The following is a 13,946-nucleotide window of genomic DNA, read 5'->3' on the forward strand; positions in this document are numbered from 1 at the left end:
CGGAGCACCACCGTACTGGCGCGGTGCCGTAGCAGGCGACGCCCCCGTTAGGATCTGAGGCCAGTGATCATCAAGGGGGAGTCCATGTCCAACGCCGACGACGCCGTACTGAGACCGCTCGGGCCGGAGGATCCGCAGGAGATCTCCGGTTACCGGCTGCTCGCGAAGATCGGCGAAGGCGGTATGGGTTCCGTCTACCTCTCACGGACCCGCGGGAACCAGCCGATCGCCCTGAAGGTCATCCGCCGCGAGTTCGCCCAGGAGCAGGACTTCCGGGTCCGCTTCGAACGCGAGGTGCAGGCGGCCCGCCGCGTGCAGGGCTACCACATCGTACCGGTGCTCGACCACGACACCAGTGGTGAACGGCCTTGGCTGGCCACCGCGTTCGTACCGGGCCTGGCGCTCGACGACGCTCTCGCCGCGCACGGTTCGCTGCCGCTGCCCGCGGTGTTCCAGCTGATCGGCTGCACGGCGCAGGCCCTGCACTCCGTTCACGCAGCCTCGGTGGTGCACCGCGACCTCAAGCCGAGCAACATCCTGCTCGGTTCGAACGGCCCGTGGGTGATCGACTTCGGTATCGCGCGGGCCACCGACACCACCCAGCTGACGCGCAGCGGCGGGTTCATCGGGACGCCGCAGTACATGTCCCCCGAGCACGCGCTCGGCCGGACCGTCACGGCGGCGACGGACGTCTTCGCGCTGGGTCTGATCGCGGCGGTCGTGGCCACCGGCCGCCACCCGTACGGCGACGGCGGGGGCCTCTCGATCGCCGCCGCGATAGCCAACACCCCGCAGCAGGCCCCGGACCTGAGCGGCTACCCGGAACCCCTGCGCCAGCTGTTGGAGCGCTGCCTGCAGTCCGATGCCGCGCAGCGGCCCAGCCCGGCCGAGCTCGCCGAGTGGTGCGGCCGCGTCGCGGGCCGGGAACTGCGTGACTTCGACGGCTGGCTGCCCGAGCCGCTGACCGCGGAGATCGCCCGCCGCGAGCGGTCGGCACAGGCCCAGGCACAGGCCCAGGCACAGGCACCGGCGCAGACCCCGCCCCCGCCGGCGTACACACCGACCGTGGCCCCCGAGCACGTCCGGCCCGCGTACGCGCCCACGCAGGCGCCCGCGCAGGCGCCCGGACCGGTCCCCCCGGCGTACGCACCGACCCAGGGCCCGGGCCACCCTGGGTACGGCGCGTCCACCGCCCCCGCCTACGCCGCACCCTCCTACTCCGCACCTTCCGCGCAGGCGGTACCCGCCCCCGCACGCCGCAGCCGCGTGCCCCTGGTCGTCGGCGCCGGAATCCTGGTGGTCGCCCTCGCCGCGGGCGGCACGTGGTACTTCACGCACAACGACGACGAGGGCGGCGCCCAGCAGACCGCGGGCGACAACAAGGACAGGACGGCGGAGGCGCCGAAGGACACGGCGCCGGCGGCGCAAAGCAGCGGCTCGACCCCCGCGCCCCAGGCGTCCGGCCGCACCTACACCGCGGTGTTCAAGGACAAGCCCGTGAAGTTCCTCGCGCCCAGGGAGTTCGGCAAAGTCAACGCGGTCGACCTCGACTTCCCCAAGGTGGCTCCGTTCGGCGACATCGGCTACAACGACCGGGAGCTGGCCATGGGCTACGACAGCGTCGAGAGCGTGACCCCGTTCGGCAAGAGCAGGGGCGCCACCCCCGAACAGTGCGAGACCGGGGCCGCCACCGATCCGATTCCCGAGAAGCTGCCGCAGTCGGACCTCGGCGGGGCGGACAGTGCCATCGTCCAGGGCGACCTGCTCTGCACCGTCACCAGCAAGGGCAATCTCGCCATGGTCAAGATCGTCGGGGTCGAGCCCTCGACGGACAGGCTCTACAAGGTCCCGACGTACCTCACCGAAGTGACCCTCTGGAAGCGGTAGGCCGCGGGCGAGGCGTGAGCTCGACGGGCCGGACCGGCTCAGCGGTTGCGGCGTTCCCCTCACACGGAACGTTCCATGCAGACCAGCCTGTCCCGCTCGTCCCACGACCCGGTGACGGTGAATCCGAGCCGTTCGTACAGGGCGATCGCGCCCGCCCGCCACTGCCACACCGACAGCCGCACCGCGCTGAGGCCGCGCTCCTCGGCATGCGTCAGCGCGGCGCCGAGGAGACGGCGGGCGATGCCCAGCCCGCGGAACTCCGGGGCCGTCCAGAGCCTCTTGACCTCGGACCGCCCGTCCACGGGGGCGGCCACCACCAGGCAGCCCACCACGGCGTCCCCGATCGACGCCAGCAGCACGTCGTCGCCGGCGAAGGCCACCTGCGGATCCGTGATCTCCGCGCGGTAGCGGTCGGGCAGCCCTTCCACGCCGGCGACGGCCTCGCCCTTCTCCTCCTGCGTGCGCAGGTGGTAGGCGGCCAGCAACCCGGCCAGCCCGTCCCGGGCGGAAAGGGCATGCCCCGGCCGGCGGACGACGACGACCTCGCGTGGTTCGCTCACGACGGGAGCATCGCATCCCGGTGCGCGACCTCGACGGCCGGGGGGAGGGGTCAGGTCGAGGCGGGGACGAGGACCACGGCCGTTCCGTACGCGCACACCTCGGTCCCGACGTCCTGGGCGTCGGTGACGTCGAACCGCATCATCAGCACGGCGTTGCCACCGCGCGCCTTCGCCTGTTCGATGAGCCGGTCCATGGCCTGGTTCCGGGTCTCCACCAGGGTCTTGGTGAGGCCCTTCAGTTCGCCGCCGATCATCGACTTCAGGCCCGCGCCGATCTGGCTGCCCAGGTGGCGGGAGCGGACGGTGAGGCCGAAGACCTCGCCGATGACGCGCTCGACCCGGTAGCCGGGGACGTCGTTGGTCGTGACGACGAGGACGCCGGTCTCGTGTGCGCCGGCGCCGCCGCCGTAGTCATCGATACCCATGGCACCCACTCTCGCCCGGGCCGCCACCGCCCGCACCCCGGGCCGCGCGAGCAGGGTACGGGCAGCGCACCCGGCACGGATCCGGACCGCCGCCGGACGTGTGCCCGCGTGCACATCAACCCCTTGCGTACCACCCAGGTTGTAGGTCGCCACCTCCCTGGGTGGTACTCCGGCCTCATCCCCCGGATGGGCGCGGGCGGGGACGGCGGGGCCGTAGATTCTCCTCCGCCGGGTCACCGGCCGGCGCCGCCCCGTTCCTCCGGGGCTCGCTGCACGGCCGTGCCCGTTCGGGGGCGGGCACGGCCGCGCACCTCGATAGGGCAAATTGGTCATATCGGGTTAAACGACGGTGAGCCACCGGGGCTACGCGCCCCGCCCTCGTCATAGTCGTCCCTGGCAACCCGCCTGGTTGCCGCCCCGTGCCGCGCGTCGCGGCCGGGTGGATGTCTTCGTAGAGGAGCCGGCTCATGCTGAAGCCCACCAGAACCACCCTCGCTCTCGCCGCCGGCAGCCTGGTTCTCGGTCTGGTCGGAGCGGGCGCCGCCGTCGCCGACGACGGTCCGGAGAACCAGCCGCCGCGGGAGATCGTCGTCGGCGGAGGGTCCGCGGAGCCCGGTGCGTACCCCGAGAAGTACGTCACCGGCAAGGTCGTCTCGAAGGGCCCGCTGACGGTCCGCAGCAAGCCGAGCACCCACTCGCAGTCCCTCGGCCACGTGTACCCGCACAGCAAGGTCGAGATCGAGTGCAAGAAGTACGGTGAGAAGGTCGACGGCAACCGCATCTGGTACCGCCTGGCCGACAAGAACGGCAGCTGGGAGCACGACGCCGCGGCCCCCAAGCGTGCGTACGAGAAGGAGCGCTGGGTCTCCGCCCGCTACGTCAAGAACCTCTCCGAGGTCAAGTACTGCCGCTGACCCCGCCCCTGTCCCCGTCCCTGCCTGTCGGCCGATAGGCAAACGGACAGGGAGCAGTCGGGCGGACAGGTCAGCAGTCAGTCCACCGGGCGTACGGCACGCGGCCCCACGCACTCCACGCCGTACGCCCGGACCCGTTCCCGCAGTTCACGGTCGGCCGTGACGACGACACAGCCGCGCTCCGCGTACGCGGCGGCCAACTCCACGATCCGGTCGTCACCGCTCCCGGGCGCCGGGTCCACCCGGACGCCCGGAACGGACTCGACGCCCCGGGCGGCGCCTTCCACGACGAGGACGATCTCCTCGTCGCCGCCCCGGCCGGCCAGCAGGTCGCGCAGCCGGACGGCCGCGCCCCGCCGGTCCCGCCACCAGCCGTCCGGCACCGAGCCGACGACGTTCGCGCCGTCCACGATCAGCACGTTCCGCGCGGCGTTCACGGCGGCCGGGCCCTCAGAAGTCGCCGTAGTTGACCTGCCAGGTGGGCAGGCCCATCCGGCGCCAGATCGCGACCACGCGGTCCCGGTCGTCGAGCGAGACCCGTACCGCGTACCGGTGGCGCACATGCGCGTCGAACAGCTCCGCCTTCACCACGTCGTCGCGGCGCGTGTCGCCCGCCGCGCGCATCCACAGCTCGTCGTACGGCACCTCGTGGCGCCGCAGCCAGGACTCCGTCTGCTGACGGTACTCCTCGCCGCGCCCCGACAGCAGCACGATCGCGTCGCCGTCGGCGCGCCGGAAGGCGTCGAGCGCGTGCCGTACCGGCTCGTTGAGCAGGTCGAGCTCGCAGCGCGAGAAGTCGTACGGGCCCCGGTCGCCGGTCAGCGCGAGCGTGCCGTCGATGTCGCACATCACCGCGGCCGGCAGGGCCGGGTCGGGCACGTACTCCGTCACGGGCGGCGCGGCCACCCCGCTCGACCCGCCGTTCATCCACTCCGACGTCAGCCGCCAGCCTCCCCGCCGGGCCTTCTCGTGCTTCTCGGCCAATATGCGGATGATCTCCTCGCCGACCTGGCGCTCGCGCGCGGCGTCCCGGCGCAGGCACTCCTCCAGCGGGACGTCGGTGAAGTCGTGCACGACGAAGGTCGCGAGACCGCCGACCGCCGCCTTGAGCCGCTTGGGGATGTTCTTGGTCAGGTGGGTGTTGTCGACGACCACGTCGAAGCCGCCGTCGACCGCCGCGCGGACCGCCGCGTCCTGGACGGCCAGCACGGTCTGCTCGTGCCTGAAGCTACGGCCCCGCCCGGGGTCCGGGAGGTCGAGCATGAGCCGCAGGTCGTCGAGGTTGACGCGGCGCATGCGGCCACCGGCCTCGGCCTGCAGGGCGCGCGCGGCGGTCGTCTTGCCGGAGGCCGGCAGGCCCGTCATGACGTGCACGACGGGCAGCGGGGCCTCCTCGGCCGCAATCGCAGTCGCAGTCGCGTCCGTGTTCACATCCGTGTTCACGTCCGTGTTGGGTGTGTCTTCGGACACGGGTCAGTTCTCCTCGTCGTTCGTGAAGGGGTCGGACGTCTCCGGCCGCACGTTGCGCCATACGGCCAGTTCCGTGGACCGGCCGTCCAGGCGCAGGAACATCGCGGCCCGGACCTCCCGGTCGGGCAGTGCCTTCACCGCCCGGGCGAAGGCCCCCCGGTCGGCGGCCAGGTGCGCGAGTCCCGCGTACGCCTCGTCGATGGCGCGCTCGCGCCGCGCGGCCTCGCTCTCGAGCCGCTCGATCACCTCGCTCACCCAGGCGTCGAACTCGTCGGGCACCTGGTCGAGCAGTGCGTCGAGCGGCTTGCCGCCCGTGGCCTCGATCTCGACGACCGTGGTGCCGAGGCCCTGGGCGAGCTGCTTGAGGGGCAGGCCGGCGAACCGCTGGATGCCGTGGGCGCGCCAGATGTCCCGCTCGGTGGCCTTGGTCAGCAGGCGGTGGAGCCGTACGTACTCGGCCAGCTTGGCCTTCGCGCGCACACCGGAGGCGAAGCGCAGCACGAAGCCCTCCGCCTGGGTGCCGGTCGCCGAGGCACCGCCGGGCAGGGTGTTGGACTCGGTGAGGGCGATCAGCTCGTCGATGGGCATGGCGGGCCAGACCGTGACGACGGAACCGATCCCCTCCCAGTGGGACGCGGCCTCGGCGAGGGGGACCTCGGTGCCGTCCTGACCGAAGGCCGCGAGGAGGACGAGGTCCCGGCGGTCGCCGTAGTCGACGACGATGCGGTTCTGCGGGTACAGGATCTCGGCGAGGTAGGTGGTGCCGGGGCGCAGGGCCGCGGTGTCCCGGCCGTCGAGCAGGCGCTGCGCCCAGGTCGCCTGGGCGCTGATGAAGGACCCCTTGGAGGCGACCCGCCAGCGGTCCGCGTAGTGGAAGACGACGGCGAGGCTGCCGTCGACCTTGTCGTAGACCTCGAACGGCTCGTCCGGGAGGGCGGGGGCGTACGGTTGACCCGACTCGTGCTCGCCGACGTTGAAGAACTTCGGCAGCGGCAACGCGACGATCGCGCCGGTGGTGTCGTCGGCGACGAGTCCGCGGCAGCGGGTGGTGACGTCGTTCCAGACGCGTTCGTACTGGGCCGTCCGCGTGTAGGTGTAGATGGACAGCGGCAGTTCGGGATGCGACTTGCGGGTCACGTACCCGGCGTCGATCGAGTCCGCCAGCGCCTGTGCGGGCAGCAGGTCATGCAGAGTCAGGGTCTCCTGGCTCATGGGGTCCTCCCGGTTTGAGATGGCTCATTCTCACGTGCGGGAGGGTGTGCCCGGTAGTTAATTATGCCTGGTCGGCGCAGTGCCCAGGCGGTTGATGTCGGCGGGCCGCAGGATGTGCCCGGGGATCTCGGTGCCGGGTGAAGCGACGGCGATCATGGCGCGGCCGAAGGCCTCGGAGGTGATGACGAGGTTCGGGGCGACCCGCCGCACGAGGGGGACCAGGGGGCCGAGGACGGCGTAGAACACCCGGGACAGCCGGGCCTTGGAGGGCACGCCGCGCACCGGCTGGACGATGCCGGGGCGGAACATGTACGCACGGAAGGGGAGTTCGAGCAGGTCGTTCTCGGTCTTCCCCTTGACCCGGGCCCACATGGAACGGCCCCGCTCGGTGCTGTCCGTGCCCTCGCCGGAGACGTAGACGAAGGTCATGCCGGGGTTGGCGGCGGACAACGGCCGGGCGACGGCGAGCGTCAGGTCGTGGGTGACGCGCCGGTACGCCTCTTCCTTCATGCCGACGGAGGAGACCCCGAGGCAGTAGAAGCAGGCGTCGTACGCGGCCGGGTCGATCCCGGCGGCGGCCAGGTCGGACGGATCTCCCTGGACGCACTCGCGCAGCTTGGGGTGGCTGACGCCGAGCGGGGTGCGTCCGACGGCGACGACGCTCTCGACCGCATCGCTGCGCAGGCATTCGCGCAGGACGCCCCAGCCGAGCATGCCGGTCGCGCCGAAGAGGAGGACGTTCACGGAGGTCAGTCTAGGCGGTGTCCTGTCGGTCGGGCCGGATCAGGGAGCCGCGAGCCCGGCCCGACCCACACGACCCTTGGAGGGCCCGTCCGGCGAATCGATCGGGTCCGTCGACACCGCCCGCAGGGGACGAACGCCCTCAGCACACTGGCCGTCGGGCCCGCTCTGGCCGTGCGCGATCACGGGGGCACGTACGACGGGTGGGGCGTGCGGCCGGAGCGCTTCGGGGGGCCTCAGATCGCGGGTGAGCGGGCGGGCGAGAAGGCGCTGGGGATGGGCGGCGGTGATCAGCGACGTCCGCCGGTCCGCGGCGTCCGGTTCCCGTAGCTCGGGGCGGGTCCAGCCGAGGGTCTGCTTGAGCAGGCGAAACGTGTGTGCCGTAGTCACGCGGTGTCGGGCTGCGGTCACCGCAGTGGCGTCGTCGGCCGAACCGGACCGCGTCCAGGATCTGCATCCAGGATGTGGCGCCCCTCTCCAGCACGGCGACGAACGAGTAGGGCCGGCCAGGAATGAACCGTGAGGCGGTCTTCGCCCGCCCCTAGACGTGGCGGAACAGCCGGCCCGGCGAGCACGGAGCGTCCGACCGCAGCCACGGTGGCACGCCGACGGCCAGGACCGGGCACCCGTCGGAGAACCGGGGCAGCGGCAGGCCGGCCAGCGGTGACCGCAGCCGAGCCACATCGATCCGCCCTGGTTTCGGGCCGGCGTGCATCGCTCCGCGTCCACGTCGATGTTCCGGCAGGAGCGTCAGCTCGACTGCCGAGTGCACTGTGCCCGGCGCACACAGCTCATCGCCGTGCCCGGTCAGGCACGCGTACAACTGTCCCGGAAGCGTGCCGCTTCCGCGAACGCCTTCTAGTGCGAGTCGTATTCGGCGCCGGACCCCAAACGGCAGGGTCAGGCTCCCTCGGGAGTGATCAGGCAGAAGGGATGGCCGACGGGGTCCTCGTAGACGCGGTAACCGATCGGCTTGTCCGAACCATCCAGCAGCTTCGCGCCGAGGGCGAGCACCTGGGCCTCAGCTATGTCGAGGTCCGTGACCATCACGTCGATGTGCATTTGCTGAGGACGCGCGGAATCCGTCCAACGCGGCGCGCGATAACCGTCCACCCGCTGGAAGAGGACCACCGGGGTCCCCGCCGCGTCCTGGAGCACGACGAACTCGCCGGTGTCCTCCTGTCGCGAGAGCGATAACAGCTTCTCGTAGAAACCGGCGAGTTCATCCGGGTCGGGGCAGTCGATGACAACGGTGTACAGACGTCCGATCATGCAGCTCACTCTGCCACCGGCTGGCGAGCGGGCCAACCGGCAGGGGCCCAGCCGAAGGTGACGGCACGAGTCCCACGAACAGGCCCGCGCCCGCGCCCGGCACGTCCACACGGCGGGCTGCGGCGTCCAGGGTGTTGGTGACAGACTGTCGGGATGGAGTCGATCTTGCGCGCCGCCAGCGAACTGTTGGGGGTCGAGTTGTCCGGCCCGGTCGACCTGGGTGGCAGCCCGCGCAGCACTGTGGTGCGGTGCGAAACGGCCGGTGGCGGCAGTGTGATAGTCAAGGCGTTCGGCAACGAGCCGGAGTCTCTGCGCTGCTTCACGGCTGAGGCCGCCGGGCTGTCCCTCGGGATCGCTGGTCCCGAGCTCCTGGGCGTGGACCTCGAGGTGCCCCTGCTGGTCATGGCAGACCTCGGCAACGCGCCTACCCTGGCGGACGTCCTCCTCGGGAGCGATCCGACCGTCGCGGAAAGCGGGTTGCTGGCCTGGGCCCGTGGGCTCGGGCGGATGGCCGCCGAATCGGTTCACCGGCGCGCCGATCTCGTGCGGTTGTGGTCCCGGTACGACAAGGGCATGCGGTCCTGGGGGGACGAGCCGTGGATCGCCGAGAGGGCCGCCGAACTGCTCGTGCTGCTCGATGGCTCCGGAGTGGAAGCTCCGCCGGGCCTTGCGGAGGAGTTGGCCCGGATCGGGACAGCGGGTGGGGAGGAGTATCCGGCCTTCACTCCGGGTGATACCTGTCCCGACAACAACCTGCTCACCGCAGAGGGACTACAGCTGATCGACTTCGAGGCGGCCTGCTACCAATCGGTGTTCCTGACGGCCGCGTACTGCCGGATGCCGTTCTCCAGCTGCTGGTGCGTCTTCACCCTGCCGGCCGAGATGGCTGCGGAGATCGAGCAGGCGTATCGCGCGGAGGTCGTCGACGTGTACCCGGCACTGGCCGAGGACGAGGTGTGGCAGGCCGGCATGCGGCAGGCCGTAGCCGTTTGGACGGTGGACGCGACGGTGCGGCTGCTACCTCGCACCGTGGAGGACGGTCCGCTGCACCGGACCCGGCATCCGGTCCCGACGAGGCGCCAGGTGCTGAGGCACCGCTGGGAAATGGCGAGCACGCTGGAGGAGTTCCCGGCGTTCGCGGAGACGATGCGGTTGTTGTTGAGTGAGGTCGCCGGAGGCTGGGAGGTGGCCCGACTCCCGGGGTACCCGGCTTTCGGAAGGGAAATCGGCATGACGTCACACGGCTGATCCCGCTGTTGGAAGCGATCCCACGTATCCGGGGACTGCGTGGTCGCCCCCGCAATCGGCTCAAACGGCAGGGCTGCCGAGCTGGCGTCGACGATTCCGATCGCAGCGACCACGTGGGGGTTCCGATGCCCGATGAACGATCCGGGTCCGCAGTGTCCGCGGTCTGCTTCGACGCCGCACGGTGCGCCACCGGCCTCGGCGGGATCGAGACCTCCAACCGCCTCGGCCGGCACCGCTGGGTGATCGAGCGCACGGTCGCCTGGCTCGGCGGCTTCCGCGGGCTCCACCGCCGCTACGAACGCAAGGCCGACCGCTTCGCCGCCTTCGCCAGCATCGCAGCAGCCATCATCTGCACCCGCAGACCCTCCGAACGAGATGTTCTCTTAGCCCCAGTTCTGCAGCTGCCGGAGCAGGTCGGCATCGCCCTCCATCCGCAGCGAGCCGGCCGGGATGCGCATGTACATGAGCAGGGCCATCTCGCTCGCCGTGCCGTAGATGGCGGCGGTGGGCTTGCTCTCGGCGGCCTCCGCCGCGGTGAGGCGGGTGAAGCGGGAACCGGCGGCGTCCACCGTCTGGCGCCAGGAGCCGGCCTCGGCTGCGTGGTAGTCCATGGTGGCGGGCTCGCCCGGCCACGGGACCGTGCCGGTGCAGACGGTGGCGAGGAACTCCTCGATGGCGTCGGCCGCCTCGGTCGTCGGCAGCTCCTGCGGGGTACCGGAGGCCAACTGGGCGTCGTAGGTGTGGATCAGCGATTCCGGGACGCGGCGGCGGGCCACGGCGGCCACCGTGTGCGGCGAGGCCAGCGGCTCCCACCAGGCCCAGCAGCCCCGGTCCGGGCCGGCCTCGCGCAGAGCAGTGAGCAGTTGCTCCGTCGAGTCGGCCAGCCAGGCTATGAGCTCCTCGCGCTCCCTGGGCGCCGCCAGCCCGTCCTTGCTCGGCCGCTCGTCGCCCGGCGCGGTGTTCCGCACGATGTAGGCCCAGAAGCGGTCCCCCTCACTGAGGTGGTTCGCCAGGTCGTACAGCGTCCAGCCCGGGCAGGACGGGACGTCGGCGTCGAGGCTGGGGGCCGCGGCGACGGCGGCGCGGAACGCGGCGGAACGCTCGTCAATCATCCGCAGCAGGGTGGGGAAGTAGAGATGATCAGTCACTCAGACCTTGTATCACCCGGACCGGGACTCCCGCACTCGATTTAGGCCCCCACATGAGATGTCCCCTGAGAGCACGAGTTCGAGGCCCGGCGTGCCGGGGAGGAGGCAGAGAGCGACCGATACGACGCCAAGGCGCAGACGGCGGCGATCCTCTGGTGTGCACCGTCGTTCGAGGAGTTCGCCCATCGCTTCCGGATCGAGAGCCGGCTGGGGCATGCGGTCAACGGCGGCAACCCGTCCCGCCTCGAACCGCAGTTGCACAGCTGCTTGCACCACTACGCACCGTCCGAGGCCTCCGCATGACGGCGGGCCCGGGGGCGGGGGCGATCAGCGACGCATCAGGATCCTGCTGCCGCCGCTACGGGCCGACGGGTACCCGTACACGGACGGCCCCGGGCTGCGCGACGAGACGGAGAACGCCCGCGAGACCCGGGAGACGTGCTGCGACGACGCCGACTTCGACGTGGACCCCGAATCGATCGTGGCGTGGGGGCAGAGGCGTCCTTCGTCAACCGGCTCAACGAGTAGGAGGGCCTCCGTCGTTCACCGCACCGTCCCGATGGCGACAAGGTTGCGCTGTCGGTCCGCCCCGCACCCGGTTGCGGTTCAGCGAGCGACGGGCTTGTACAGGAAGCCGGTCAGCGGTGCGAGGACCTTCCAGTCGAGCGTTTCGTAGAGCGCCCGGCCTTGGACGGTCGCGCCCAGGACGCCGGTGGTCGCACCGTTCTCGACGGCCGCCTCGGTGAGTGCGCCCATCACGACCGTCCCGAGGCCGAGGCGCTGGTGGGCCTCCTCGGTGATGATCTGGTCGAAGACGCAGGCGGTACCCGTCAGACCGGTCTGACCGCGCGCGGCGAGCTCCCCGTCGGCGGCCAGAACGCGCACGCTGACGACATCGCCGTCCCTCTCGGCGGTGGCGGTGTAACCGTCAGGTGCGCGCACGACGGACGGACGCAGGTCGACGGCCATCAGGAAGCCGGGATCGGTCCGCTCCCAGTCGGACGAGAACCACGGCTCCATGACGTCCGGTTCCAGAAAGGCCTTGATGCAGGTGGTCGGTTCGGTGACCGTACCGATGAGCCCGCGTGCGGTTTCGACGTCGGTGTCGAGCAGGACGTGACGGACCGCCTGGGCCGGCAGCCCGACCTGGATGCTCAGCCCCCACGGCACGTCCACCGGCCTCGGTGCCCGTCGCGAGACGGTCCATCCGTCGACCCACGAGCGCGCGAGCTCCCACATCCGGACACCCCTCCGAGTAATGACTGCAATCGGAATGCGGATGTTACACAGGTGCGCTGACGGTCGAACCCCCGCACTCGATCACCTAGTGGGAGACACAGAGCTCGTTGCCCTCCGGATCGGCGAGGGTCGTCCATGCGCTGCCGCCCATACGGCCCTCGTGGAGGTGCTTGGCGCCGTTGGCGATGAGGCGTTCGACCAGTGCCTTGGGGTCGTCGGAGCCGGTACGGACGTCGAAATGGGCCCGGTTCTTGACCGTCTTGGGTTCGGGGACGAACTGGAAGAGGACACGGGGTGCGCGCTCCAGGCCCTCCGGGTGGCGGATCGCGGCGCCCACCTTCCAGACGAGGGTGCCCCGGTGGATCTTGGTGTCGTCCTCGCTCGCGTGGCCCGCCTCGATCAGGCCGCGGATGAACTGCTCGTCGCTCGGCTCCACTTCCCAACCGAGCGCCTCGGCCCACCAGTCGGCGAGCGCGTGCGGGTCGGTCGAGTCGATGGTCACCTGAAATGTGTACGCCATGCCGGGACCCTACTGAGGAGGCGCCGCCATCGCCACACGCCACAAGGGGGCGTGGGAGGCGGGGCGCCGGGCGCGGGGTGTCATCGGCCCCTCTCCCCGCCCCCGGCGGTGAGGTGCGAGGCGACCAGCGCGGCGAAGGTCAGCAGCCAGGCGCCCACGGCGACCCAGAGGAGGACCTCGCCCAGCGTGCGCAGCCAGGCGACACCGGCCGGTTCCGCCACGGAGAGACAGGCGGTGGCCGTCATGCCGAGCGGGAAGACGGTGGCCCAGCGGCGCATGTCGTAGCGCGGCCGCGGGTGGCGCAGTTCGGCGGCGAGGAGGACGACGTACCAGACGAGGGAAAGGGCGAGCAGGGCCAGCGTGACGGTACGCAGCGTGGTGTGTGCCGAACCGGTCCATACGGGTGACGCGGTGAGCTTGGATCCGGCCAGGGCGGAGATGGAGAGCGCACCGCCCGCCACCCAGTGGTCGCCCTTGCCGCCCACCACCTCGCGCAGGTCGAAGCGGAAGAGGGCCGCCAGGTAGAGCAGCAGGCCGAGGCAGAAGGCGGCCATCGCCGCCCGCGCCAGCAGGTCGTGGTGGTCGGCGTCGGCGAGGGACGCGGCGAGGAGGGAGAGCCCCTGGGTCGCCACGCAGCCGAGGAAGGCCGCTCCCGGCATGCGCCGCCGCCAGTGCCGCAGGACGTTGAAGAGCAGCCCGGGCCAGAGCACCGCGGCCACCACGAGCAGCACGGCGGCCGCCGTCTGCCAGCCCTGCTGCGAGAGCCGGGCCCCGATGACGGTGGTGGCGGCGACGGCCGTCAGCGCTGCCGGTGTGTCGGCCTCGGCGCGAAACCGCCCGCGGTCGCCCAGCAGCCGGGAGGTGAAGTCGGCGGCGAGTACGAGCCACAGCGCACCGGCGACGACCAGCGCGGCCAGTGACGCCGCGTCGTGCCCGGTCAGGTGCAGTCCGACGGAGATGATGCCGGTGGCCATGACGGCGGCTCCCGCCGCGGGCGGGAGCCCGGTCCACCAGTCACGGCCGGGGAGGATGCTCACGCGTCCAGCGGACCCCACGGGTCGGCAGGCTCCCGGCGGACGGGGCCGACGCGCCGCGCGAACCACACGGCCGGACGCGAAACCTCCTGCACGCAAGATCAAGCAAACCTGCGCGCGATGCACAGGCGGGGGTGCGGGCCCGTCCTAGGCTCGGACTCAGACGCGGACCTGCCGGTCCGTCACAGGGGAGTGGACCGGCAGGTTCCCGATTCCTCGCGCGGGCACACGGACCCGTTCCCGGCACCGGGGCGACCTCCGCCGGGGAGGGGAACT

Annotated in this window: 15 protein-coding genes and 2 pseudogenes; 4 read left to right on the forward strand and 13 right to left on the reverse strand. The window is 71.4% G+C overall.

The window, feature by feature from the left end; all coding sequences use genetic code 11:
- The first annotated feature begins 84 nt into the window (after positions 1-84).
- Positions 85-1,887: a protein kinase domain-containing protein gene (locus OG386_RS06085; protein ID WP_328787129.1), complete on the forward strand. Its 1,803-nt coding sequence runs from the start codon at positions 85-87 to the stop codon at positions 1,885-1,887.
- A gap of 59 nt (positions 1,888-1,946) precedes the next feature.
- Here the strand turns inward: OG386_RS06085 and OG386_RS06090 are convergent, their stop codons facing one another.
- Complete coding sequence (locus OG386_RS06090) at positions 1,947-2,447, reverse strand: GNAT family N-acetyltransferase (RefSeq protein WP_328787130.1); 501 nt, start codon at positions 2,445-2,447, stop codon at positions 1,947-1,949.
- A gap of 50 nt (positions 2,448-2,497) precedes the next feature.
- Positions 2,498-2,872, reverse strand: a complete 375-nt coding sequence (locus OG386_RS06095) for a YbjQ family protein (RefSeq protein ID WP_266607592.1) — start codon at positions 2,870-2,872, stop codon at positions 2,498-2,500.
- 467 nt (positions 2,873-3,339) lie between these two features.
- Here OG386_RS06095 and OG386_RS06100 point away from each other — a divergent pair, with 467 nt between their 5' ends.
- Complete coding sequence (locus tag OG386_RS06100; protein ID WP_328787131.1) at positions 3,340-3,786, forward strand: hypothetical protein; 447 nt, start codon at positions 3,340-3,342, stop codon at positions 3,784-3,786.
- A gap of 77 nt (positions 3,787-3,863) precedes the next feature.
- Here the strand turns inward: OG386_RS06100 and OG386_RS06105 are convergent, their stop codons facing one another.
- The 7 genes and pseudogenes from OG386_RS06105 to OG386_RS06135 form a co-directional block, all read right to left on the reverse strand.
- Complete coding sequence (locus OG386_RS06105) at positions 3,864-4,223, reverse strand: NTP pyrophosphohydrolase (RefSeq protein WP_327381181.1); 360 nt, start codon at positions 4,221-4,223, stop codon at positions 3,864-3,866.
- A gap of 13 nt (positions 4,224-4,236) precedes the next feature.
- Positions 4,237-5,256, reverse strand: coding sequence for a phosphatase domain-containing protein (locus OG386_RS06110; protein ID WP_328787132.1), 1,020 nt, complete (start codon positions 5,254-5,256; stop codon positions 4,237-4,239).
- Between the two features lie 3 nt (positions 5,257-5,259).
- A complete protein-coding gene (locus tag OG386_RS06115) occupies positions 5,260-6,468 on the reverse strand; it encodes an RNA ligase (RefSeq protein ID WP_328787133.1) in 1,209 nt (402 codons plus the stop codon).
- Positions 6,469-6,525: 57 nt separating this feature from the next.
- Positions 6,526-7,212, reverse strand: a complete 687-nt coding sequence (locus OG386_RS06120) for an epimerase (RefSeq protein WP_328787134.1) — start codon at positions 7,210-7,212, stop codon at positions 6,526-6,528.
- A gap of 39 nt (positions 7,213-7,251) precedes the next feature.
- The gene (locus tag OG386_RS06125; protein WP_328793582.1) at positions 7,252-7,599 is read right to left on the reverse strand and encodes a hypothetical protein; all 348 of its coding nucleotides are present in this window, start codon (positions 7,597-7,599) and stop codon (positions 7,252-7,254) included.
- Positions 7,600-8,067 (reverse strand): annotated as a pseudogene (locus OG386_RS06130) (transposase); the annotation flags it as partial.
- Positions 8,068-8,109: 42 nt separating this feature from the next.
- Positions 8,110-8,481: a VOC family protein gene (locus tag OG386_RS06135; protein WP_328787135.1), complete on the reverse strand. Its 372-nt coding sequence runs from the start codon at positions 8,479-8,481 to the stop codon at positions 8,110-8,112.
- 153 nt (positions 8,482-8,634) lie between these two features.
- Here OG386_RS06135 and OG386_RS06140 point away from each other — a divergent pair, with 153 nt between their 5' ends.
- Together OG386_RS06140 and OG386_RS46880 are read left to right on the forward strand one after the other, a co-directional pair.
- Positions 8,635-9,729 (forward strand): hypothetical protein, encoded by a 1,095-nt coding sequence (locus OG386_RS06140; RefSeq protein WP_328787136.1) that lies wholly within the window; start codon positions 8,635-8,637, stop codon positions 9,727-9,729.
- Positions 9,730-9,926: 197 nt separating this feature from the next.
- Positions 9,927-10,079, forward strand: a pseudogene (locus tag OG386_RS46880) (transposase); the annotation flags it as partial.
- A gap of 33 nt (positions 10,080-10,112) precedes the next feature.
- Here the strand turns inward: OG386_RS46880 and OG386_RS06145 are convergent.
- From OG386_RS06145 to OG386_RS06160, 4 genes are all read right to left on the reverse strand, one after another.
- The gene (locus OG386_RS06145) at positions 10,113-10,877 is read right to left on the reverse strand and encodes a maleylpyruvate isomerase family mycothiol-dependent enzyme (RefSeq protein WP_328787137.1); all 765 of its coding nucleotides are present in this window, start codon (positions 10,875-10,877) and stop codon (positions 10,113-10,115) included.
- Between the two features lie 606 nt (positions 10,878-11,483).
- The gene (locus OG386_RS06150; protein ID WP_328787138.1) at positions 11,484-12,116 is read right to left on the reverse strand and encodes a GNAT family N-acetyltransferase; all 633 of its coding nucleotides are present in this window, start codon (positions 12,114-12,116) and stop codon (positions 11,484-11,486) included.
- An 85-nt stretch (positions 12,117-12,201) separates the two neighbouring features.
- A complete protein-coding gene (locus tag OG386_RS06155) occupies positions 12,202-12,636 on the reverse strand; it encodes a VOC family protein (protein WP_328787139.1) in 435 nt (144 codons plus the stop codon).
- 80 nt (positions 12,637-12,716) lie between these two features.
- On the reverse strand, positions 12,717-13,673 hold the full coding sequence (locus OG386_RS06160; protein ID WP_328787140.1) for a tellurite resistance/C4-dicarboxylate transporter family protein: 957 nt from the start codon (positions 13,671-13,673) through the stop codon (positions 12,717-12,719).
- Positions 13,674-13,946: the final 273 nt, after the last annotated feature.

Origin of the sequence: Streptomyces sp. NBC_00273, assembly GCF_036178145.1 — a bacterium.
Lineage (GTDB): Bacteria > Actinomycetota > Actinomycetes > Streptomycetales > Streptomycetaceae > Streptomyces.

Coding starts and splice junctions, on each gene's coding strand:
- OG386_RS06155 (WP_328787139.1), bottom strand. CDS start 12,636: ATGGCGTACACATTTCAGGTGACCATCGACTCGACCGACCCGCACGCG.
- OG386_RS06150 (WP_328787138.1), bottom strand. CDS start 12,116: ATGTGGGAGCTCGCGCGCTCGTGGGTCGACGGATGGACCGTCTCGCGA.
- OG386_RS06135 (WP_328787135.1), bottom strand. CDS start 8,481: ATGATCGGACGTCTGTACACCGTTGTCATCGACTGCCCCGACCCGGAT.
- OG386_RS06115 (WP_328787133.1), bottom strand. CDS start 6,468: ATGAGCCAGGAGACCCTGACTCTGCATGACCTGCTGCCCGCACAGGCG.
- OG386_RS06140 (WP_328787136.1), top strand. CDS start 8,635: ATGGAGTCGATCTTGCGCGCCGCCAGCGAACTGTTGGGGGTCGAGTTG.
- OG386_RS06085 (WP_328787129.1), top strand. CDS start 85: ATGTCCAACGCCGACGACGCCGTACTGAGACCGCTCGGGCCGGAGGAT.
- OG386_RS06100 (WP_328787131.1), top strand. CDS start 3,340: ATGCTGAAGCCCACCAGAACCACCCTCGCTCTCGCCGCCGGCAGCCTG.
- OG386_RS06095 (WP_266607592.1), bottom strand. CDS start 2,872: ATGGGTATCGATGACTACGGCGGCGGCGCCGGCGCACACGAGACCGGC.